This is a genomic window from Mesorhizobium sp. M1004, from assembly GCF_040318795.1.
Taxonomy (GTDB): domain Bacteria; phylum Pseudomonadota; class Alphaproteobacteria; order Rhizobiales; family Rhizobiaceae; genus Mesorhizobium.
The window spans coordinates 465,873-485,754 of record NZ_JAMYNB010000004.1 but is presented as its reverse complement, the minus strand read 5'-3'; the positions used below and the strand labels follow the sequence as shown (position 1 = coordinate 485,754).

Sequence of the window (19,882 nt, the reverse complement as noted above, 5' to 3'; positions counted from 1 at the left end):
TTGTGTTCTTTCTTGCCCGCTCGGCGCTCCCCTCGTCCCCCCCCCCCTCCCGCGCCCCCGCCCCCCCAAACACCCCCCCCCCCCCGGGGGGGGGCGCCCCCCCCCCCCCCCCCTTCGTTTTCGCAAGCTTCGAAATCAGTCCTTTTCGAAGATGCGTGCCTTGGCGACGACGCCAGCGATTGCGCCGCCGATCAGCGGCGCAACGATGAACAGCCAGAGCTGGCTGAGGGCTGCGCCGCCGGTAAACAGCGCCGGGCCGATCGAACGCGCCGGATTGAGCGAGGTGCCGGTCACCGGGATCATTGCGAAGTGCAGTCCGGCCAGCGTCAGGCCAATGACCAGGCCGGCGAACGTCGTCGAGTGCTTCTCGGCGGTGACGCCGAGGATGACGGTGACGAAGGTGAAGGTGCCGATCAGCTCCCACAGGAAGGCCGAACTCGTCCCCCATTTCGCCACGTCCCAGCCATTGGCGCCGAAACCGGTGGTGTGCCCGCCGGTCTGGCCGGAGACGATGATCCACAGCGCCAGCGAGGCCAGAATGGCGCCGATGATCTGCGCGATCCAGTAAGGAATGACATCCTTGGCCGGCAGCCGGCCGGCAAGGAAGACGCCGAGCGTGACGGCCGGGTTGAGATGTGCGCCTGAGATGGGACCCACCGCGTAAGCCGCCGCAATCAGGCCGATGCCGAACGCCAGGCCGATGGCTTCCTGGCCCAGCGGCAAGTCGGCGAGAAAGCCACCCGTCGCCACCGACGCCGTGCCGATAAACACCAATAGAAATGTCCCTAGAACTTCCGCAAGATACGTTTTCATTGCCCTCTCCTCGTATCGATCCGTCGGTCCGCTTTTCCGCGCCGCGAATCATGGCGCAAAGAGTATTCCCAACGCAAAAGCTTGGAAAGCAGAGCATTTGCGCCACAGATCGTGCTTACGGCGGCCAGTTACCAACATTAGAGACCTTGCATATATTTGAGATTTGTTATCGCCGGCGGGCAGACATTTGCCGGCGGGGAAAATCGTCGGCCGCGAGCGGAAGGCCTCGTCGCCGCGAAATTCAAGCGGGGTTCAATCTCGACGCGAAACGCTCTAAGAGCAGGCCGAAAGATACTGTGCTCGATAGATGGAATGACGAATGCGACTGGGCGGACGGCTGGCGGCAGCCATTGAAGTGCTGGACGACATTGGCCGGCGCCACCGGCCGGTGGCCGATGCGCTGAAAGATTGGGGCCTGTCGCATCGCTTTGCGGGCGGCGGCGACCGCGCGGCGATCGGCAACATCGTCTACGACGCGCTGCGCCACAAACGTTCCGCCGGCTGGCTTTTGGGTGAAGACACGCCCCGCGCCATCGGCTTCGGCGCGCTGCTCATCGAATGGGGCCAGACGCCGCAGTCGCTCAACGATGCGCTCGAGGGCGACAAGTTCGCGCCACCGTTGCTCAGCGCCGCCGAGTTGCAGGCGCTGGCCGAGCGCCGGCCTGAAGACGCGCCGGAGGCGGTGCGGGCGGACGTACCCGACTGGTGCGCGCCGTTGTTCGAACGAGCCTTTGGCGCAGACTGGGTTGCGGAAGGGGCGGCTTTGGCGACCCGCCCGCCGCTCGACATCAGGGTCAACACGCTGCAGTCCGACCGCGCCAAAGTGCTGGCGGAACTCGCCGACACCGGCGCCAAGGCAGCTGCTATTGCGCCGCAAGGCATTCGCATCCCGCCCATCGACGGCGACGGCCGGCACCCCAACGTACAGGCCGAGCCGGCTTTCCAAAAGGGCTGGTTCGAGGTTCAGGACGAGGGTTCGCAGATCGTTGCAACCCTTGCCGGCGCGCAAGCCGGGATGCAGGTGCTCGATTTCTGCGCCGGCGCCGGCGGCAAGACGCTGGCGCTATCTGCGGCGATGGCCAACAAAGGCCAGGTCTTCGCCCATGATGCCGAAAAGGCGCGGCTGGCGCCGATCTTCGACCGCATCCGCCGTTCGGAAAACCGCAACGTCCAGGTTGTCACCAAGCCGGCTGAGCTCAGCCCCCTCGCAGGCCACATGGACATCGTGCTGGTCGATGCGCCCTGCACCGGCAGCGGCACCTGGCGGCGCCGTCCAGACGCCAAATGGCGGCTGACGCAAAGACAGCTCGATGCCCGCAAGGGCGAGCAGTCGGCGATCCTCGATGCGGCGAATGCCTATGTCAAACCGGGCGGCCTGCTGGTCTACATCACCTGTTCGGTGTTCGACGAGGAGAATGGCGAGCAGGTCGCCGCCTTTCGCGAACGGCACAAGGGCTTCGTCCCGGTCGATCATCGCGCGCTCTGGGATGCCAGCTTCCCCGGTCACGCAGCGGCCGCCCGGATCGGCAAGACAAGCGATATCTCGCTGTCGCCGGCTCTGAGCGGCACCGACGGGTTCCATTTCTGTGCGCTGCGTCGGGCGAATTGACGCTGCGATTGACAGGCTGACATAGCGCCAGTTGCAGATGCGCGGCGTCGGCCGCCAGACGGGGTAGAATTCTTGCAAAGATATGTGTCGCTTCTGCTTTTCCTCCTTCTGGTGCTCGGCGGCGGCCTGTTGATCGGCTATGCGACGCTGCCGGGTGAATGGTATGCCTCGCTCGCCAAGCCGCCCTTCAACCCGCCCAACTGGGTCTTCGCGCCGGCCTGGACGCTCCTCTATGTGCTGATCGCCGTGGCCGGCTGGCGGACATGGGAGCGGGAACGAGCAGCCGCCGCGATGAAGATCTGGGCCCTCCAGCTTGTTCTGAACTTCGCGTGGTCGCCGACTTTCTTCGGCGCCAAACAGATGGGGCCGGCACTGGTCGTGATCCTGGCTCTTCTCGCCAGCATTGCGCTGTTCATAGCCACGGTGTGGAACCGCGACCGGGTTTCCGGCTGGCTGTTTGCGCCCTATGCCGCGTGGGTAGCCTTCGCCACCTTGCTCAACGCGTCGCTGCTCCTGTTGAACTGAGTGCTTTGCTGCAGTGCAGCAAAAGCATTTGCGTGGCGTTCAGGCGTCTGCGATAAGCTTTGCAGATAAATCAGGGCGATGGCCATGGCAGCAAAGATCGTACCCGCACCCGATTATGAGGACCGCGTCAGGGCGTCGTTCGCGCGCCAGCAGGCGATGGCGACCATCGGCGCCGAACTGACGCTTGTGACGCCGGGCATCATCGAGATCGAAATGCCCTATTCGGCCGCACTCACGCAGCAGCATGGTTTCCTGCATGCCGGCGTGATTTCGACCGCACTGGACTCGGCTTGCGGCTACGCCGCGTTCTCGCTGATGCCGGAAAATTCCGGCGTGCTGACCATCGAGTTCAAGGTCAACCTCCTGGCGCCCGGCCGGGGCGAACGCTTCCTGTTCCGCGGCTCGGTGACCAAGCCCGGCCGCACCATCATCGTCGCCGACGGCCAGGCCTACGCCTTTGCCGCCGATGGCGAGGCCAAGCTGATCGCGACCATGACCGGCACGATGATGACGGTGGTTGGCCGTGACGGGATAGCAGGCTGATGGCCAAAATTACGCGAATTGGTGGCAAGGACGTCCTCTTCGTCATGGCGGCGCAGGCCGAGTACGGTCCGCATCTGCAAAAACTGTTCACGCCGCTGATGACGGGCGTCGGCCCGGTAGAGGCAGGTGTGCGGCTCGGCGCCGAACTGTCATGGCTGAAATCCGAGAAGGCGTTGCCCGATCTCGTCGTCTCGCTCGGCTCCGCCGGCAGCCGCACACTAGAGCAGACGGAAATCTACCAGGCGGTCTCGGTCAGCTATCGCGACATCGACGCTTCGCCGCTAGGCTTCGAAAAAGGCGCGACGCCGTTCCTCGACCTGCCGGTGACCGTCCCGCTATCATTCAGGATACCGGGCATGAAAGAAGCCAGCCTGTCGACCGGCGGCGCCATCATCACCGGCGCCGCCTACGACGCCATCGCCGCCGATATGGTCGACATGGAAACCTTCGCCTGCCTGCGCGCCTGCCAGTTGTTCGATATCCCGCTTATCGGCCTGCGCGGCATTTCAGACGGTGCAGCCGATCTGCGCCACGTTGGAGACTGGACCGAATATCTGCATGTCATCGACGAGAAGCTGGCGGATGCGGTCGTGCGCCTCGAACAGGCCATCGGCTCCGGCACGCTACACAAGGAGCAGCCTGGGCAAGAGCCGGCAGCGCTCTGAAAGTCGGGCTACGCACCCCATTGCGCCGACTCGTTTCTTTCTCTAAAGGCTCGCCATGACGACAGCCAATCATCCCGATACAGTCCTGATTGTCGATTTCGGCAGTCAGTTTACGCAGCTCATCGCCCGCCGCATCCGCGAGGCCGGCGTGTTTTCCGAGATCGTGCCGTTTCAATCGGCCGAAGCTGCCTTCAAGCGTATCAATCCAAAAGCCGTGATCCTGTCGGGCGGTCCCGCCTCGACATCGGACATCGGCAGCCCGCGCGCTCCGCAGATCGTCTTCGATGCCGGCGTGCCGGTGCTCGGTATCTGCTACGGCCAGATGGCCATGTGCGTGCAGATGGGCGGCGTCGCCGAAAGCTCGAACCATCGCGAATTCGGCCGCGCCTTCGTCGAGATCGAAAAGGACAGCCCGCTGTTCGAGGGCCTGTGGGCGCCCGGCCAGCGTCACCAGGTGTGGATGAGCCATGGCGACCGCGTCATCTCGCTGCCCAAGGGGTTCGAAGTCTTCGGCAAGTCGGAAGGCTCGCCCTTCGCCATCTTCGGCAATGTCGCGCGCAAGATGTACGGCATCATGTTCCACCCCGAAGTGGTGCATACGCCGGATGGCGCCAGGCTGCTGAGAAACTTCGTGCACAACATCGCCGGCATCGAAGGCGACTGGACGATGCGCGCCTATCGTGAGCACGCGGTCGAGACCATTCGCAAACAGGTCGGCAGGGGCAAGGTGATCTGCGCGCTGTCGGGCGGCGTGGATTCATCGGTCGCTGCCTTGCTGATCCACGAAGCGGTAGGCGACCAGCTGACCTGCATTCTTGTCGACCATGGCCTTATGCGCAAGGACGAGGCGGCCGGCGTCGTGGCGATGTTCCGCCAGCACTACAATCTGCCGCTGATCCTGGTCGACGCGTCGGAAAAATTCATCTCGGCGCTGGAAGGCGAGTCCGACCCCGAGAAGAAGCGCAAGACCATCGGCCGGCTGTTCATCGAAGTGTTCGAGGAAGAGGCCAAGAAACTCGGCGGCGCCGATTTCCTGGCGCAAGGCACGCTCTATCCCGACGTCATCGAGAGCGTCTCCTTCACCGGCGGCCCGTCGGTGACCATCAAGTCGCACCACAATGTCGGCGGCCTGCCGGCGCGCATGAACATGCAGCTGGTCGAGCCGCTGCGCGAACTGTTCAAGGACGAGGTGAGGGCACTGGGCAAGGAACTCGGCCTGCCCGAAAGTTTTATTGGCCGCCATCCGTTCCCTGGACCAGGCCTTGCCATCCGCTGCCCCGGCGGTATCACCCGCGAAAAGCTCGAAATCCTGCGCGAGGCCGACGCCATCTATCTCGACGAGATCCGCAAGGCCGGCCTCTACGACGCCATCTGGCAGGCTTTCGCCGTGCTGCTTCCGGTGCAGACCGTCGGTGTGATGGGCGACGGCCGCACCTACGAATTCGTCTGCGCCCTGCGCGCCGTGACGTCCGTCGACGGCATGACCGCCGACTTCTACCACTACGACATGGCTTTCCTCGGCGCGGCGGCCACCCGCATCATCAACGAAGTCCGCGGCATCAACCGCGTCGTCTACGACGTGACGTCAAAGCCGCCAGGCACCATCGAGTGGGAGTGATTCAGGCCCACTCAAACGCCGCCGAAAACACGCCATTGTACGCCATAACTATTTGACAACACATATAAACCCATTCGGCGACAATCGGTGCGCAGAGATTGGATTGACGGACCGGCTGACGGACCTTCCGCATATTTGTAGCTCAGATTTTTCGAAGTACCGTCAGATCCAATGAGGCTCTGACGGTATTTTTTTATGCCTTAAGGAATTGAAGATAAAACAAAATTTCTGCCGAAGAGCCTCGAAATTGTACTGACGGTACTTTTCAGGAGGTAGCGGGGAATGCTGACGGACGTCGCCCTTAAAGCCCTGAACCAAAAGAGAACATCTACAAGATTGCGACGGCATGTATGTTCGCGTCATGCCCAGTGGCGCGATCTCCTTTCGGCTGGATTACAGGCTCAACGGAGGCCGCGAGACGGTCTATCTTGGCAGGTATGGACGGGACGGAATCTCGCTTGCCTCAGCCGGGAGAAGTGTCTCGACGCGAAGCGCGCTATTGGCGAGTGACGGTCGCCGGCGATAGAAAAGCAGCGCGACAAGCGCCGAGTTGTCACCCCGGTCTCCGGCCGACTTCAGCGCCGAAATGGCTACCAAACCAAAGCGATGCCCGGGCCTCCAAGGCCTCTTCTTATTCCGGCCAAGCCGGCCCGGAGCGCCGCATTCACTCACATCCCTTGAACCTGAGTGCAGAGTTGCCGCATCGAAGCCATTTGAGCAGCCGAGTTCGCGCCCGAACCCGTGCTGGTGCTGGCGGTCGTATCGCCAGCTGTATTCGAGGATCCCGACGTGCCGGTGGTTGTACCCGAACCAGTGCTGTTGCTGGCCGTGGTGTTACTGCCGGTCGAACCAGAGCTGCCTGAAGTGCCGGTGGCTGTGCCAGAGCCGGTGCCGATACTCGCCGTTGTATCACTGCCGGTCGAAGCCGAGCTACCTGACGTGCCGGTCATTGTGCCAGAGCCAGTGCCGTTACTGGCCGTCATCCTCGAGCAGTCGGAGCGAACCTGTGCCTGCTGTTCAGAGCTCAGGGACGACCAGTTCTTGCGGATCTCATCCTGCGACAGAAGTCTTCCCGAATTGGCGTCGCTGAAGAATGAGCCGGAGAGCTTGCTGTCCCAGCCGCTCGGGATACCGCTTTGGCCGGAGCCGGACGTAGAGCTCATACTGGACCCGGCCGATGAGCCGGACGTTCCGTTCGTGCCGCTGGATGTTCCCGACGACTGCGCCAAGGCCGCGGTGGCGAGACAGAGAGAGATCGCTGTAGCTGTCAAAATCTTACGTTTCATGTGAGTCTCCTTTGGGGTTCGACGCCGTTGCGGCGTCGAATCCTAATCCCGAGGAAAGGCACTTGTTCCTGTAAAGAGTGGAATTCGATGTCATGATCCTTGTGCACCAGCCTTGGCCTCGAATGCGATGCCGGAGCGCTTCAACGACGACTGACGCCTCAGGCGAGAGCTGTCCGCTACTGGGTGTTAGAGGCGATATGCGGAACGCTTCCCGAATAGTTGGGTGCCACCATCGGGTAATTGCGAGGCAGGTTCCATTTGGTTCGGTAATCGTCCGGATTCATGCCCAGTCGGCCAAGGTGCGAACTGCGTCGGGTCTCGGTTAGAGACAGGAGGGTGGCCTTTGCCGCGGCGTATAGCTCGACATGCGGAGCTCGTCTCGACCGCGCACACTCAATATGTTTTACGATGACGCCCCCAGATGTCATATGAGCGAATGCCTTTCCGGCGAAATAAATTGCTCCCAGCAGGTCGACGCTCAGCACCTTCAGCCAGCCCGCTCTAGTGAATGCCTCAATGGTTAAAGATTATCAGGCCGGCGCGTTGTTGACGATTATTACCAACCTGCCGAACGCGTGAGCGCAAGTCGACAGCACCGTGATAGCGGCCTCCCCGGCGCGCCCCTTGTCGAACCGATGCGCGCCTTCTCGACCTTGCCTCCACCCACGTCGGCTCACCCGTGCACCTTCGGTGCCCAACCGCATGGCGATGGCCAGTCCAATGCCGCTTGCAGCACCGGTTACAATGCAGTCTTGTTATCCAGGCGCATCGGGTTCGACCTCTTTCTGGGGAGCAGCAAGTGGTTCAGTCCAGCCTTCAGCGACCCGATCCACGCTCAGCAGGCTGCGCGCATAATCCTGTTGCGCGCGAACAATGGCATCGTCTTGCTGTGAGGGAAGAAAGACCGGCAAAGCAAGGCAGACACTTTGTGTGGCCAACAGCTTGTTCCAGTTCGCGATCAGCGCCTTGAAAGCGCGCCCCACCGCCCTCGGATTTCGGTCGAGGTCATAGAGGCCGAGCGGATTGATCCGTTCGTTGTTCTCCCGAAGCGCACTGTCCCAGTCCACCTGATCCGTCAGCGAGTACCAGGTGAAGCCTACGATGGGGATGCCATCGTTGCGGATCCGCAGCACGTTGGCCCACTCTTTCCACAGCCAATAGACGGCCTCGTCTCCATTGGGGCCTTCGCTGATGTTGGTCTCCGTATGCATTACGGGAAGCCGGTAGCGGTTGAAGTACTGCCGCGTGATCTCGTCATAGCCAAACACCTCGCCGGACCCGGACGTCGTTCCGTCTGCCCAAACCCGATGTTCGTTGGTCTGGTAATAGTCGGTGCCCATCACGCAATGCCTGCGCAGATGGCTCTCCAGGAAGAAACTGTATTCTTCGGCCGTCATCCCGTTTTCGAGAAGATAGCGATAGGTGTGCGCGTCGACGTCATGACCGTAGTTGAGATCAAGCGACAGGAAACGCTCGCTGTTGAACCGTTCCGCTCTGCCGACCGCCTCGGGAGAATCGGCGTGGAAGTATTCCGAGGATTCGCTCTGTATGAAGATGGCGTCCGGCCGCACCTCGAGGATCGCCCGCATGGCAAGCACGTTCGCCTTCACGATGTGCTTGAGGGCGGTGACGAAAGCAGTGTCGCTGCTCAGTTGTTCGTTCCACCATCCCCAGCGAGCCGAAAAGGTGGCGCAGATGAACATCTCATTTATTGGGGTGAAGAGCTGGATCCACGGATAGCGCATCGCGAAATCCCTGGCGTAGTGCTCGAATAGTGTCGGAAAGTCCGGGTTCTGGAAGTTGCCAACCCAGTCCGGCACGCCAAAATGGCAAAGGTCGACGATCGGAAGAATGTCTTTCTCCTTCAGGTCCGCGAAGGTCTCATCGGCGAATGCCCAATCATAACGTCCATCACCCAGCCACGTTTTGTGGATGGGAGGTCCGTAGCGGAGGAAATGCACCCCGAGATCCTGGACCAGTTCGAAGTCGGTGCGCCATCGTTCGTAGAAGCGGCATTTTTCCATTTCGTCGACGCGCTCCCGGCCTTGTCGAATGGTGGGGGTGCTGTTCTCGATGCCGGTGGCAAACATGAACGTGAACATTGATGGTCCTTAGCCAAGGCGGAGATGCCCGCGCTTGGGTCAAACGTTCAGTGCTCGACGCAGTTCCTGCAAGACTGCTTGTCAAGTTCGGTGGGCGCCTGGCAACCACGTGCCTGCAAGTGCTATTCAAAGTCGGTTGACCGGTCTTTGCGAAAGGCAACGCCACATGGCGGGAAAGCCTTCGAACCGGCTTTTTGCCAAAGCCGGAGAATGGCTGGTCGAGAAGGTTCGGCGGCGATTTCTCCAGCCCTACCCGGCCATTCGGAAGATGGCGCTACGCTCGTGATCGTGAGCAGGGCCACCCCAGGCATAGGCGGGTCGAGATTGGCGGAATTCTATCCCACGGTTCAAGCGAGCAGCTTGCGCCGAATATGATCGGACTATGCTGGACGGAGAGGTCGGCTTCGGGCCAGCCCAGTTGGCGTCAAACGGGTCTTTGCGAGTTAAGGCGGTATGGCAGTTATCCACGTTTGCAAACCGTAAGCGGATGTTCCGCTGCCGGCCCCATTTGAGCCATTCACTGGGAGGCAGACCCGCGGTACATCACCGATATTCTCGAAGCCAATAGTTAGTCTCGTTCATCGTCCTTTGGTTCGACAGACCCATACGAGAGAATACGAGAGGTGTGGACCGGCGAACCATCCGCTGTATTGATCTCCTGTAGAAAACAGTGCCCCTCAGAGACTAGCATGATCATTATTTGTCAATGCGCTACGAAGCTGTTCGCCCAATTGACTCAAGAAGCTGATCCAGCCACTCCCTGACCGCATTTATCTTCTGCCGAACGGCAGCAACGCGCCAGAATCCTGCCTCCGGATCAATGTTCGCGTACGCAAAAACCGCCGCTCGCGAACATACATTGACAGGTCCAGTTCCGAATAATAAGTTCGGTCACAGAACGAATTAACCGGGGTTCGATGTGACTGACCTGCCGCGCATATCCCGTCAGTTCTCACAGCGCTCCGTGATGGAAGCGATCGTCCAGGGCGGGCCGATCTCGCGCGCCTCGATCGCCAAGCTGACGGGCCTGTCGAAGCAGACCATCTCCGAAATCATGCGCGGGCTCGAGCAGGAGGGCTGGGTCCAGGAAACCGGCCGCACCAGCGGCCATGTCGGGCGCACCGCCGTCACCTACGAACTGGTCCACGACGCAGCCTATATCATCGCCGTCGACCTTGGCGGTACCAAGGTGCGGGTCGCGCTGACCGACCTTGCCTGCCAGATCTTTGCCGAAGCCGCCACACCGACCGATCCGCGCGGCGGCCAGTTCGTCGTCGATCAGATTGCAGCGCTGGCCTTCGATGCCGCGGCCAGACAGCACGTCGCGCGCAAGAAGATACGCCTGGCCGTCATCGGCGCGCCTGGCGCTCCTGACCCGGCCACCGGCCGCATTCTAATGGCGCCGAACATTGCCGGCTTCGACACAATGAATGTGCTGGATGCCTTCGAAGAAGCGCTCGGCGTCGCGGTGATGATCGAGAACGACGTCAATCTCGCGGTGCTTGGCGAGAACTGGCTCGGCCAAGGCCAGGGCATCGACAATCTCGCCTACATCGCGCTCGGCACCGGCATCGGCAGCGGGCTGATGCTGGGCGGCCATCTGGTGCGGGGTGCTGGGCACGCCGCCGGCGAGATCGGTTTTATGCCGATCGGCGCCGATCCCTTCGCCGAGGAATCACTGCGCACCGGCGCATTCGAACGCGCGGTGGCCACCCACGCCATGACCGATCGCTACCACGCCCTCACCGGCAGGCAGGTCTCGGTGCCGGCAATATTCGAGAATGCCGCGCTTGGCGACAAGGACGCGCTCACCGTGCTCGACGAAACTGCCCGCCATCTGGCGCAAGGCGTTGCGGCAATCGCAGCGATCGCCAATCCAGAAAAGTTTATCCTCGGCGGCTCGATTGGGTTGCGGCCCGAAATCCTGTCCAGGGTGCAGGCGCTTCTGCCGCTATGCTTCCCCTATCCGGTCAGGGTCGAGGCGAGCGAACTCGGCGCACGCGCAGCCCTCATCGGCGCGGCGGCAATCGGCCTTGGCCAATTGCACAACACGCTGTTCGGCGTCGACGCGCCTGATGGCCGGATTTCGCTGCCGCCTGCCCAGGCCGCCGCGCTGAAGGAGGCCGCGATATGACTTGCAATATTACCGCCCGCCTGCAGGCAGCGCTCGACCGTGACGACGCACTAACGCTGTTTCGCGGCGCCATCGGCCGAGAGAGCATCACCGGCAACGAAGCCAACTTCGTCGACTTCCTCGAAGCCAGGATGCGCGACCTTGACCTCAGCGGCCTGACCAGGACGGAATTCCTTCCTGGGCGGCCCAACATCTGGGGCGAGCGCAAGGGGGCCGACCAGGGAAAGCGCCTGCTGTTCATCGGCCATACCGACACCGTCCATGTCGACGGCTGGCGCGAGCATTGGGCAGGCACCGAGCGTGAGGATCCATTCGCCGCCCCGATCATTGATGGTGCTGTCTGGGGCCGAGGCTCCGGCGACCTCAAGGCCGGCATCATTGCTTCGCTGGCGGCACTCGCGCTGCTCGACAAGGCCGGCGTTCGCCTCAAGGGCGACGTCGCCTTTGCCTTCGTCGGCGACGAGGAGAGCGGCCAGCCCGGCACCGGCATTTCCGCCGGGATCAAGCACTTCGTCGGACGCATCGAGACCGGCGAGGTCACAGCACCCGATTTCAGCGTCTATGTCGAGCCGACCCGCCTGGCCGTCTATGCGGCGCAGATCGGCTTCTTCATCACCGATATCTCGATTACCGGCAAATCCGCCTATTTCGGTGTGCCAGAACTCGGCAAGGATGCGCTTCGTGCAAGCCATGCCGCGATGACGGCGCTTTGGAAGCATTCGGATGAGGTCGCCGCGCGCGCCGAGCACAAACTGGTCGGGCGCGGCTTCCTGCTTATCACCGGGCTTGCCGGCGGCGGCTACATTGCCGTTCCCGAGCGCTGCACGCTCTCGCTGATCCGCAAGCTGTTGCCTGGCGAAGACCTCGACACCGCCGCCGCCGAGATCGAGGCTGCCGTGCGCGGCGCGATCGCCGATCCGGATATTTCGGTAGAGTTCGCCTACCCCGCCGGCCGCGACCACAGGCTGGGCGGCACCGCTGCCGAGATCGGCGAAACGCGGGCGGAAGTCGCCATGCTGTCCGACGCGATGGCTGGCGCAATGAGCGGACGCGGCGTCATCGAGGGCGCACCGTTCTGGTCGGAGTCCCCCTTCATCATCAATCAGCTCGGTATTCCTGCCGTCTATTGCGCGCCCGGCGACATCAGGAATTGCCACACATTCGAGGAGCACGTCGATGTCGAGGAATATTTCGCCGGCATAGTCGGCTTCGCCGCCTTCATGGCCCGCTACTGCGGCGTGGCCGACTGAACCACCAACGAAGCAAAATGGGAGAACTGACATGCCGATGAAGACACTGATCGCCGCCGCCTTTGCCGGCGGATTGATGCTTGCCGCCAACCCAGCTTTCGCACAGACGGTCGGCCCGCAGGGCGAGAGCGCCACGCCAAGTGCCGACGTGATCCTAAGCGATGCCGACATCGCCGCGCTCAAGGACAAGGGCTACAAGGCTGCCTTGCTCTGGCACACCTCGTCCGATTTCACCAATGCGGTAACCGCCGGCGCCACCGACGAATTCGCCCGCGCCGGCATCACCATTGCGGTCAAAACGGATGCCCAGTTCGACTCCGCCCGCCAGCGCAGCGACATCGAGACGGCGTTGGCCGCCAAGCCCAACGTCATCTTGGCCCTGCCGCTCGACCCGGTCACCTCGGCAGAAGCCTTCCGCCAGGCGGTCAAGGACGGCACCAAACTGGTGTTCCTGTCCAACTTGCCCAAGGGCTACAAGCAGGGCACCGATTACGCTTCGATCGTGACTGACGATCTATTCCAGATGGGCAAGCAGGCTGCGGACGCGATGGCCAAGGCGATCGGCGGCAAGGGCAAGGTCGGCTACATTTTCCACGACGCTGCCTACTATGTCACCAACCAGCGCGACCAAGCCTTCAAGACCACCATCGAGAAGGTCTATCCCGACATCAAGATCGTCGCCGAACAGGGCATATCCGACCCGGCCCGCGCCGAGGAACTGGCCAACGCGATGCTTTTGCAGCATCCCGATCTCGACGGCATCTACGTGACCTGGGCCGAGCCGGCCGACGGCGTGCTGTCGGCGCTACGCGGCGCCGGCAACGCCAGGACCAAGATCGTCACGCTCGACCTCGCCGAGCCGGTCGCGCTCGACATGGTCAAGGGTGGCAATGTCGCAGCCCTCGTCGCCGACAAGGCCTATGAACTCGGCCGCGCCATGGCTGCTTCCGGCATGAAGTCGCTGCTTGGCCAGCCGACACCGGCCTTCGTCGTCGCCCCGGCCCTGACCGTCACCAAGGAGAATGTCGCGCAGGGCTGGAAGGACTCGCTCAACCGCGACGCGCCGCAGCCGGTGCTCGACGCGGCCAAGTAGGGCTCTCGCTCCGGCGCGGCCCGCCGCACCGGAGCTTTTCTTCGACACAACAAAAAGGGAACCCGGGACATGCGCAAAGCATCTGTAATCATAACGACAGTGGCGAGCCTGCTAGCCATGCACGCCTTCGCCGCTGAAGGCGTCACCACAGGACCGAACGGTGAAAAGCCGGTGCCGGCGAGCAGTCTTACGCTGACGCCAGCCGAAGAGCAGCAGATCAAGGACGGCAAGTTCACCGCCGCCCTCGTCTGGCACGAGATGAGCGAATACACCAACGCCGTCAACGCCGGCGCCCATGACGAATTCAAGCGCCTCGGCATCGAGGTGGTGGCGCAGACCGATGCCGGTTTCGACGCCGCGCGACAGAAGGCCGATATCGAGACGGTGATGGCCAAAAAGCCGTCGATCATCCTGTCGCTTCCCGTCGATCCGGCGACCGCAGCTTCGGTCTACGATCCGGCACGCCAGGCCGGCGTCAAGCTCGGCTTCGTCGACAATTCCCCGGCCGGCTACAAGCAGGGCAGGGACTATGTCACCATCGTCTCCGACGATCTCTTTCAGATGGGCAACAAGGCCGGCATCGCCATGGCCGAGGCGCTCGGCAAGAAAGGCAAGGTCGGCTACATCTTCCACGATGCCGACTTCTACGTCACCAACCAGCGCGACCAGGCCTTCAAGAAGACCATCGAGCAGGACTATCCCGATATGAAGATCGAGGCCGAGGCCGGCATGGCCGACCCGGCGCGCAGCGAAGACATCGCCCAGGCGATGATCACCCAGCATCCGGACCTGGACGGCATCTATGTCACCTGGGCCGAACCGGCGCTGAGCGTGCTTTCGGCCTTGCGCGGTGCCGGCAACACACACACCAAGATTGTCACGCTCGACCTCAACGAGCCTGCCGCGCTCGACATGGTCAAGGGCGGCAACATCGCGGCCCTCGTCGCCGACGAGGCCTACAGCATTGGCGTGACGCTGGCGCGCGCCTCGGCAGGTTCGCTGGTCGGCAAGAAGGCCGAACCATTCTATGCCGTAGATTCCATCGCCGTCACCAAGGACACGGTGAAGGACGGTTGGAAGAAGTCCCTCAACAGGGACGTACCGGCGGCCATCGCGGACGCGGTGAAATAGGCTCGAGGCGAAGCGCTCACCACCGGAGGGATAAAATGTCCAGTGCCAACACCAGTGCCGGTGGCAGCTTCGCCAGCCGCTTCAATCTGCAGCAATATGTCGTCTACCTCGGTTTCCTGGCGATCTTTCTGTTCTTCGCCATTGTGCTGCGGGACAGCGGCTTTCTCACCGTCCGGAATTTATCGAACATCGTGTTGCAGACGACGCCGGTGACGATCATGGCCATCGGCCTGGTCTTCGTCATGTCGGCCGGCGAAATAGATTTGTCGATCGGCTCGATCGTGGCGGTAGCGGCCCTTGCAGCCGCCGTCACCATCAACGCGTACGGCATGCCGGCAGGGATAGTCGCCGGCCTCGGCGCCGGCCTGCTGATCGGCGTCATCAACGGCGTGCTGGTGGCGTATGTCAGGCTGCCCTCCTTCCTGGTGACGCTGGCGACGCTCGGCCTGTTCGCCGGCGTTTCGCGTTCGATGACAGACCTTCGCTCGATCTCGGTGACCAACGAAGCGTTCACCGGCTTCTTCGGTTCCGGCTCGCTGCTCGGTGTCCCCTCACTCGTCTGGTGGTCGGTGATTGCCGTGGCCATCGGCCACCTGGTGTTCCGCGAAACCCGTTTCGGCGCGCATGTGCTGGCGACCGGCGACAATGCCCGCGCCGCAAGCGTATCGGGCATCAGCGTGCCCAGGATCAGGCTCGCCGTGCTGACCATCAGCGGCGGGCTCGCCGGTCTTGCCGGCTTGCTCTATGCCGGTCGCCTGCAGGCGGCGAAATATACTCTCGGCGAAACCGACCTGATGACGGTCATCGCCGCCGTCATCGTCGGCGGCACGCTGCTCAATGGCGGCAAGGGCTCCGTGGTCGGCGCGCTGGTCGGCTCGTTGATGATGGGCATGCTCAACAACGGCCTGATCCTGATGGGCCTGTCGGTCTCCGACCAGATGATCGTGCGCGGCCTCATCATCCTGACCGCAGTCGCCGTGTCGCTGCGCGAAAAGAACCGCTGAAGGAAGCCATCCATGTTTCTCGACATTTTGCGCCGCCGCAACCCCGCCTTCATCGAATCAGCTATCCGGTTGCACCAGCAAGGTAAGCTGCCGGCCAATGCTTATGTGCTCGATCTCGACGCGGTTGAGGCCAATGCGCGGGTTCTCAAGAGCGAGGCCGACCGCAACGGCCTGAAGATCTTCGCCATGACCAAGCAGGTCGGCCGCTCCTCGTCGTTCTGCCGGGCTGTGATGCGCGGCGGCATTGACCGCGCGGTCGCCGTCGACATGGCTTGCGCCCGCGCCACCCACAAGGCAGGCATGAAGCTTGGCCATCTCGGCCATCTCCAGCAGGTCGCAAAATTCGAAGCGGCGGCTGCGGCGAAAACCTTCAATCCGGACTACTGGACCGTGTTCAACGATACCAAGGCTGGGGAAGCGGCAACAGGCGCCAAGGCGGCCGGCTATGTGCAGGACCTGCTGGCCCGCATCGCCGCCGAAGGCGATATCTTCTATCGCGGCCATGAAGGCGGTTTCAATGCCGCCGACATTATCGATGTCGCCGACCGGCTGGATGCCGTCGAAGGCGGCCGTTTCGCCGGCATCACCACTTTCCCTGCTCTGCTGTTCGACCATGCTTCGCGAAAAGTGCTGCCGACCCCCAATCTGGCGACGCTCGCGAAAGCTGCGGAAGCGCTGGCTAAGGCAGGCCGCAAGGACATTGAGATCAACGCGCCGGGCACCACGTCGAGCGTTATGCTGGCGGCACTCGCCGAGGCCGGCGCGACGCAGTGCGAGCCCGGCAATGGACTGCATGGCACCACCGCGCTGCATGTCATGGAAGATTTGCCGGAGCTGCCGGCGGTGCTCTATCTCACCGAGGTCTCGCATCTCTCCGGCGGCAAGGCCTATTGCCTTGGCGGCGGCTTCTACATCGATCCGATCTTCCCCGACTACGACGTCAAGGCGATCGTCTCGGCTGAACCGACGACGGCAGGCTCGGCACTGCGCAGCGTCGAGGTGCCGCCGCCCTCTGCGATCGACTATTACGCCATGATCGATGCCGCCGGCGCGAACGCGCCGAAGCCTGGCGACAGCGCCGTGTTCGGCTTCCGTGGCCAGGCCTTCGTCACCCGCGCCCATATTGTCGGCGTGTCGGGCATTTCGACGGACAATCCGAAAGTGGAAACCATCGAGAACGGCTTCGGTGAACCCTATGCCTGGCCAGTCTAGGAGAAACACATGACGGTGAGCGCGCCCATCCTTCAGCTGCACGACATTCGCAAGAATTTCGGCGGCATCACCGCGATCGAGAGTTTTTCGCTCGAGGTTTTCCCGGGCGAGATCGTTGCACTCGTCGGCGACAACGGCGCCGGAAAGTCGACGCTGGTCAAGATCGTCTCGGGGGTCCACCCGCCCTCGTCCGGCACCATCGTCATCGAAGGAAAACCGGTGACGATGTCGAATGCCACCATGGGGCGCGCGCACGGCATCGAGGTCGTCTACCAGGACCTGGCGCTGGCCGACCAGCAGACGGTCTACATGAACATGTTCCTCGGCCGCGAGCCGCTGAACCGCCTCGGTTTGCTCGACCGCCGCCGCATGATCGACGAGACCGAGAAACTGGTGAAGGAACTGGACGTGCGCATCCCCTCCGCCCACGCCACTATCCGCGATCTCTCCGGCGGCCAGCGCCAGGGCGTTGCGATCGCGCGCGCCACGCATTGGGCAAGCAAGCTGATCCTGCTGGATGAGCCGACGGCGGCGCTGGGCGTTGCCGAAACCGCCCGGGTGGAGGCTATCGTCCAGTCGCTGAAGCAGCGCAATGTCGGCATCCTGATCATCAGCCACAGCCTCGACCAGGTCTTCAAGCTCTCCGACCGCATCTGTGTTCTCAGGCGTGGCAAGCAGATTGGAATTCGCGAGACCGCGAAGACCGATAAGAACGAGATCATTGCCATGATCACCGGCCTGCAGCAGCAATAGCAGGAACCTCTCTGAGAGCCCCCGCCCGAGATCCGGATGTTGTCGGCGATCACGCGATCGATCAGCTTGTGCCGCGTGGTGATCGCCATCGGCCCGTCCTGGTCGTAGCTGCCTTGCCACTCCGGATGCGGCGCCAGCAGCGCTGGCACATACATCGTGTCGGCCGAAATCATGCGCTGTTCCTTGCCGTAGTTTGCGAGGTAGACCGAGTGGCCGGGCGTGTGGCCGGCGCAGCGATGATCTGGAAGCCGGGCGCGACTTCGGCGCCGTCATGGATGCTGCTGGAACTGCTGCGTCTGGTGAAGCTGCCTGCATCGCCTGAATTTCTCCAGGCGTATCCGCACCAGCTTTCTGGCGGCCAACAGCAGCGCGTTGGCATCGCTATCCCAGTCTCGATTTGATAGGACCTATGCAATGTATGGCGGCGCCGACATCACCGTGCCGCCCGGCGGCGTCAAGCTGTCCGGTTTCGGTCGCGACAAAGTCGCTGCATGCGCTGGACAGATACACCGTCTCAAAACAGCCTGGATTTCCCTGGGCTGCCCGTTTCTCGCTAAGCGCTGCCGAGGATGAAATCGGCGCACCGATCGGCGATCATGATCACCGGCGCGTTGGTGTTGCCGCTGATGAGACGCGGCATGATCGAGGCGTCGCAGATGCGTAGGCGCGGCACGCCGCGCACGCGCAATTGCGGGTCGACCACCGCCTGGTCATCGGTGCCCATCCGGCAGGTGCCGCAGGGGTGATAAACCGTCTTGGCGTGTTCGAGGATGTGGTCTGTTATGGACTGATCGGAAAGGTCGGCGGCCCCGCCCGGCGACAGCTCCTCGGCGATCACCGCCTGCAGGGCCGGTTGACGCAGGATGGTGCGGGCGATCTTCATGCCGGCGAGCAGCAAGGCAAGATCGCCGGGATCGGTCAGAAAGCCGGTGGTGAAGCGGATCGGGTCGGCCGCGTCGCGCGACCGCAGCCTGACCATGCCGCGCGAGTTTGGCCTGAGCACACAAGGGTTGAGCTCCATGCCGTGGCGATCGATCGAGCCGTGCTCGGCGCTTTCGATCATCACCGGGAGGACGTGGAACTGGATGTCGGGCCGGCCGTCGCCATCGGTGTCGAAAAAGCCGCCGCTTTCGACGACGTTGGAGGTGAGCAGGCCGCTGCGGAACAGCATGTACTGTATGCCATGGCGCAGCGCCCGCAGGCCACGGTCCTCGCCGAGCAGCGAGATCGGCTGGCGCGTCAGCGCATAGACGGGGGCGGCGACATGGTCCTGCAGGTCGCGGCCGACCGAAGGCATGTCGCGGATGACCGGAATGCCGAGCCCGGCCAGATGTTCGGCGGGTCCCAGTCCCGACAGCATCATCAATTTCGGCGTTGCCAGCGCGCCCGAGGTGAGGATCACCTCGGCCTTTGCCGTCGCCGCGTGGTTTCGGCCATCCGAAGTGGTGTAGGCAACGCCGCTCGCCGCGCCGTTTTCCAGCGTCACGCCGGTGACCAGCGCATCGGTGACGACGGTGAGATTGGTATTGCCGGCCAGCGGCTTGAGGAACACTTTTGCCGCCGACTGGCGTTCGCCATTCGCTGTAGTCGTCTGGTAGAAGCCGACGCCCTCCTGCCCGGCGCCGTTGAAGTCGTCATTGTAGCGGAAGCCGGCCTGTTGCGCCGCCTTGACATAGGCCATGGACAACGGATGGCGGTAGCGCGGATCGGAGACCGGGAGCGGTCCCTCGGTGCCGTGGCGTTCGCCGGCGAGGCGCTCGTTGCGCTCAAGCCGCCGGAACACCGGCAGCACCTCGTCCCAGCCCCAGCCGGGGCAGCCGAGGTCGCGCCAGCCATCATAATCCTGCGGCTGGCCCCTGACATAGAGCATGGCATTGATCGAAGAGCCGCCGCCCAGCGTGCGCCCCTGCGGCACCGGCAGCCGGCGTCCGCCGACGCTCGGTTCCGGCTCGGATTCGTAGATCCAGCTGCGCGCCGTGCCGATCACCTTGGCGAAGGTGGCGGGCATGTCGATGAGCCTGGTGTTGTCGGCCGGCCCGGCCTCGACGAGGAGCACGCGCTTGCCTGATCCGACCAGCCGGTTGGCCAGCGTGCAGCCGGCCGATCCGGCGCCGGCGATGATGTAGTCGTATTCGGCGCTCATC

General features: G+C 63.0%; 18 protein-coding genes and 2 pseudogenes. 15 read left to right on the top strand and 5 right to left on the bottom strand.

Features of this window, described 5'->3' with window-relative positions; all coding sequences use genetic code 11:
- Nucleotides 1–135 precede the first annotated feature (135 nt).
- A complete protein-coding gene (locus NKH54_RS11600) occupies nucleotides 136–813 on the bottom strand; it encodes an MIP family channel protein (protein WP_031247209.1) in 678 nt (225 codons plus the stop codon).
- A 319-nt stretch (nucleotides 814–1,132) separates the two neighbouring features.
- Here NKH54_RS11600 and NKH54_RS11595 point away from each other — a divergent pair, with 319 nt between their 5' ends.
- The 7 genes and pseudogenes from NKH54_RS11595 to NKH54_RS11565 all read left to right on the top strand — a co-directional run bounded on the left by NKH54_RS11595 (nucleotide 1,133) and on the right by NKH54_RS11565 (nucleotide 7,063).
- Nucleotides 1,133–2,422 (top strand): RsmB/NOP family class I SAM-dependent RNA methyltransferase, encoded by a 1,290-nt coding sequence (locus tag NKH54_RS11595; RefSeq protein WP_023704462.1) that lies wholly within the window; start codon nucleotides 1,133–1,135, stop codon nucleotides 2,420–2,422.
- Between the two features lie 72 nt (nucleotides 2,423–2,494).
- The gene (locus tag NKH54_RS11590) at nucleotides 2,495–2,947 is read left to right on the top strand and encodes a TspO/MBR family protein (protein ID WP_023704461.1); all 453 of its coding nucleotides are present in this window, start codon (nucleotides 2,495–2,497) and stop codon (nucleotides 2,945–2,947) included.
- 84 nt (nucleotides 2,948–3,031) lie between these two features.
- Nucleotides 3,032–3,490, top strand: a complete 459-nt coding sequence (locus tag NKH54_RS11585) for a PaaI family thioesterase (RefSeq protein ID WP_023686843.1) — start codon at nucleotides 3,032–3,034, stop codon at nucleotides 3,488–3,490.
- Nucleotides 3,490–4,155 (top strand): 5'-methylthioadenosine/S-adenosylhomocysteine nucleosidase, encoded by a 666-nt coding sequence (locus NKH54_RS11580; RefSeq protein WP_023807579.1) that lies wholly within the window; start codon nucleotides 3,490–3,492, stop codon nucleotides 4,153–4,155. Before NKH54_RS11585 ends, NKH54_RS11580 begins: the two co-directional genes overlap by 1 nt.
- Nucleotides 4,156–4,210: 55 nt before the next feature.
- Nucleotides 4,211–5,773, top strand: a complete 1,563-nt coding sequence (gene guaA, locus NKH54_RS11575; RefSeq protein WP_023692332.1) for a glutamine-hydrolyzing GMP synthase — start codon at nucleotides 4,211–4,213, stop codon at nucleotides 5,771–5,773.
- A 282-nt stretch (nucleotides 5,774–6,055) separates the two neighbouring features.
- Nucleotides 6,056–6,280 (top strand): annotated as a pseudogene (locus tag NKH54_RS11570) (Arm DNA-binding domain-containing protein); the annotation flags it as partial.
- 240 nt (nucleotides 6,281–6,520) lie between these two features.
- Nucleotides 6,521–7,063, top strand: coding sequence for a protein TonB (locus NKH54_RS11565; RefSeq protein ID WP_245260041.1), 543 nt, complete (start codon nucleotides 6,521–6,523; stop codon nucleotides 7,061–7,063).
- A gap of 172 nt (nucleotides 7,064–7,235) precedes the next feature.
- Here NKH54_RS11565 and NKH54_RS32490 read toward each other — a convergent pair whose 3' ends face one another.
- Together NKH54_RS32490 and NKH54_RS11550 are read right to left on the bottom strand one after the other, a co-directional pair.
- Nucleotides 7,236–7,577, bottom strand: a complete 342-nt coding sequence (locus NKH54_RS32490; protein WP_460221634.1) for an SDR family oxidoreductase — start codon at nucleotides 7,575–7,577, stop codon at nucleotides 7,236–7,238.
- 237 nt (nucleotides 7,578–7,814) lie between these two features.
- Nucleotides 7,815–9,161: a family 1 glycosylhydrolase gene (locus tag NKH54_RS11550; RefSeq protein WP_353028244.1), complete on the bottom strand. Its 1,347-nt coding sequence runs from the start codon at nucleotides 9,159–9,161 to the stop codon at nucleotides 7,815–7,817.
- Between the two features lie 919 nt (nucleotides 9,162–10,080).
- On the opposite strand from NKH54_RS11550, the gene NKH54_RS11545 reads away from it, so the two are divergent.
- The 7 genes from NKH54_RS11545 (at nucleotide 10,081) to NKH54_RS11515 (ending at nucleotide 17,738) form a co-directional block, all read left to right on the top strand.
- Complete coding sequence (locus tag NKH54_RS11545) at nucleotides 10,081–11,295, top strand: ROK family transcriptional regulator (protein ID WP_023732327.1); 1,215 nt, start codon at nucleotides 10,081–10,083, stop codon at nucleotides 11,293–11,295.
- Nucleotides 11,292–12,545 (top strand): M20 family metallopeptidase, encoded by a 1,254-nt coding sequence (locus NKH54_RS11540; protein ID WP_023695126.1) that lies wholly within the window; start codon nucleotides 11,292–11,294, stop codon nucleotides 12,543–12,545. The genes NKH54_RS11545 and NKH54_RS11540 overlap by 4 nt, the downstream gene beginning before the upstream one ends.
- Nucleotides 12,546–12,576: 31 nt before the next feature.
- Entirely contained in the window at nucleotides 12,577–13,638 is a 1,062-nt protein-coding gene (locus NKH54_RS11535) for a substrate-binding domain-containing protein (protein WP_023667731.1), read from the top strand.
- A gap of 69 nt (nucleotides 13,639–13,707) precedes the next feature.
- Nucleotides 13,708–14,769: a substrate-binding domain-containing protein gene (locus NKH54_RS11530; RefSeq protein WP_352742392.1), complete on the top strand. Its 1,062-nt coding sequence runs from the start codon at nucleotides 13,708–13,710 to the stop codon at nucleotides 14,767–14,769.
- 35 nt (nucleotides 14,770–14,804) lie between these two features.
- Complete coding sequence (locus tag NKH54_RS11525; RefSeq protein WP_023692325.1) at nucleotides 14,805–15,773, top strand: ABC transporter permease; 969 nt, start codon at nucleotides 14,805–14,807, stop codon at nucleotides 15,771–15,773.
- A gap of 12 nt (nucleotides 15,774–15,785) precedes the next feature.
- Nucleotides 15,786–16,985 carry an alanine racemase gene (locus NKH54_RS11520; protein WP_353028243.1) on the top strand — a complete coding sequence of 400 codons (1,200 nt, stop codon included), beginning with the start codon at nucleotides 15,786–15,788 and terminating at the stop codon, nucleotides 16,983–16,985.
- Between the two features lie 9 nt (nucleotides 16,986–16,994).
- Nucleotides 16,995–17,738, top strand: a complete 744-nt coding sequence (locus tag NKH54_RS11515; protein ID WP_023686849.1) for an ATP-binding cassette domain-containing protein — start codon at nucleotides 16,995–16,997, stop codon at nucleotides 17,736–17,738.
- A gap of 23 nt (nucleotides 17,739–17,761) precedes the next feature.
- On the opposite strand, the pseudogene NKH54_RS11510 reads toward NKH54_RS11515, so the two are convergent.
- Nucleotides 17,762–18,015 (bottom strand): annotated as a pseudogene (locus tag NKH54_RS11510) (MBL fold metallo-hydrolase); the annotation flags it as partial.
- Between NKH54_RS11510 and NKH54_RS11505 the strand changes: the two are divergent.
- Entirely contained in the window at nucleotides 17,975–18,139 is a 165-nt protein-coding gene (locus NKH54_RS11505) for a hypothetical protein (RefSeq protein WP_023715648.1), read from the top strand. The pseudogene NKH54_RS11510 and the gene NKH54_RS11505 sit on opposite strands and share 41 nt — an antisense overlap.
- A 152-nt stretch (nucleotides 18,140–18,291) precedes the next feature.
- Here NKH54_RS11505 and NKH54_RS11500 read toward each other — a convergent pair whose 3' ends face one another.
- Nucleotides 18,292–19,881: a GMC family oxidoreductase gene (locus NKH54_RS11500; protein WP_353028242.1), complete on the bottom strand. Its 1,590-nt coding sequence runs from the start codon at nucleotides 19,879–19,881 to the stop codon at nucleotides 18,292–18,294.
- Between the last annotated feature and the right edge of the window lies 1 nt (nucleotide 19,882).

What these genes read in the sequence shown, in the direction of transcription:
- NKH54_RS11500 (WP_353028242.1), bottom strand. Translation starts at nt 19,881, where the DNA reads ATGAGCGCCGAATACGACTACATCATCGCCGGCGCCGGATCGGCCGGC.
- NKH54_RS11600 (WP_031247209.1), bottom strand. Translation starts at nt 813, where the DNA reads ATGAAAACGTATCTTGCGGAAGTTCTAGGGACATTTCTATTGGTGTTT.
- NKH54_RS11585 (WP_023686843.1), top strand. Translation starts at nt 3,032, where the DNA reads ATGGCAGCAAAGATCGTACCCGCACCCGATTATGAGGACCGCGTCAGG.
- NKH54_RS11595 (WP_023704462.1), top strand. Translation starts at nt 1,133, where the DNA reads ATGCGACTGGGCGGACGGCTGGCGGCAGCCATTGAAGTGCTGGACGAC.
- guaA (WP_023692332.1), top strand. Translation starts at nt 4,211, where the DNA reads ATGACGACAGCCAATCATCCCGATACAGTCCTGATTGTCGATTTCGGC.
- NKH54_RS11535 (WP_023667731.1), top strand. Translation starts at nt 12,577, where the DNA reads ATGCCGATGAAGACACTGATCGCCGCCGCCTTTGCCGGCGGATTGATG.
- NKH54_RS11505 (WP_023715648.1), top strand. Translation starts at nt 17,975, where the DNA reads ATGATCTGGAAGCCGGGCGCGACTTCGGCGCCGTCATGGATGCTGCTG.
- NKH54_RS11530 (WP_352742392.1), top strand. Translation starts at nt 13,708, where the DNA reads ATGCGCAAAGCATCTGTAATCATAACGACAGTGGCGAGCCTGCTAGCC.
- NKH54_RS11580 (WP_023807579.1), top strand. Translation starts at nt 3,490, where the DNA reads ATGGCCAAAATTACGCGAATTGGTGGCAAGGACGTCCTCTTCGTCATG.
- NKH54_RS11520 (WP_353028243.1), top strand. Translation starts at nt 15,786, where the DNA reads ATGTTTCTCGACATTTTGCGCCGCCGCAACCCCGCCTTCATCGAATCA.
- NKH54_RS11515 (WP_023686849.1), top strand. Translation starts at nt 16,995, where the DNA reads ATGACGGTGAGCGCGCCCATCCTTCAGCTGCACGACATTCGCAAGAAT.
- NKH54_RS11525 (WP_023692325.1), top strand. Translation starts at nt 14,805, where the DNA reads ATGTCCAGTGCCAACACCAGTGCCGGTGGCAGCTTCGCCAGCCGCTTC.
- NKH54_RS11540 (WP_023695126.1), top strand. Translation starts at nt 11,292, where the DNA reads ATGACTTGCAATATTACCGCCCGCCTGCAGGCAGCGCTCGACCGTGAC.
- NKH54_RS11550 (WP_353028244.1), bottom strand. Translation starts at nt 9,161, where the DNA reads ATGTTCACGTTCATGTTTGCCACCGGCATCGAGAACAGCACCCCCACC.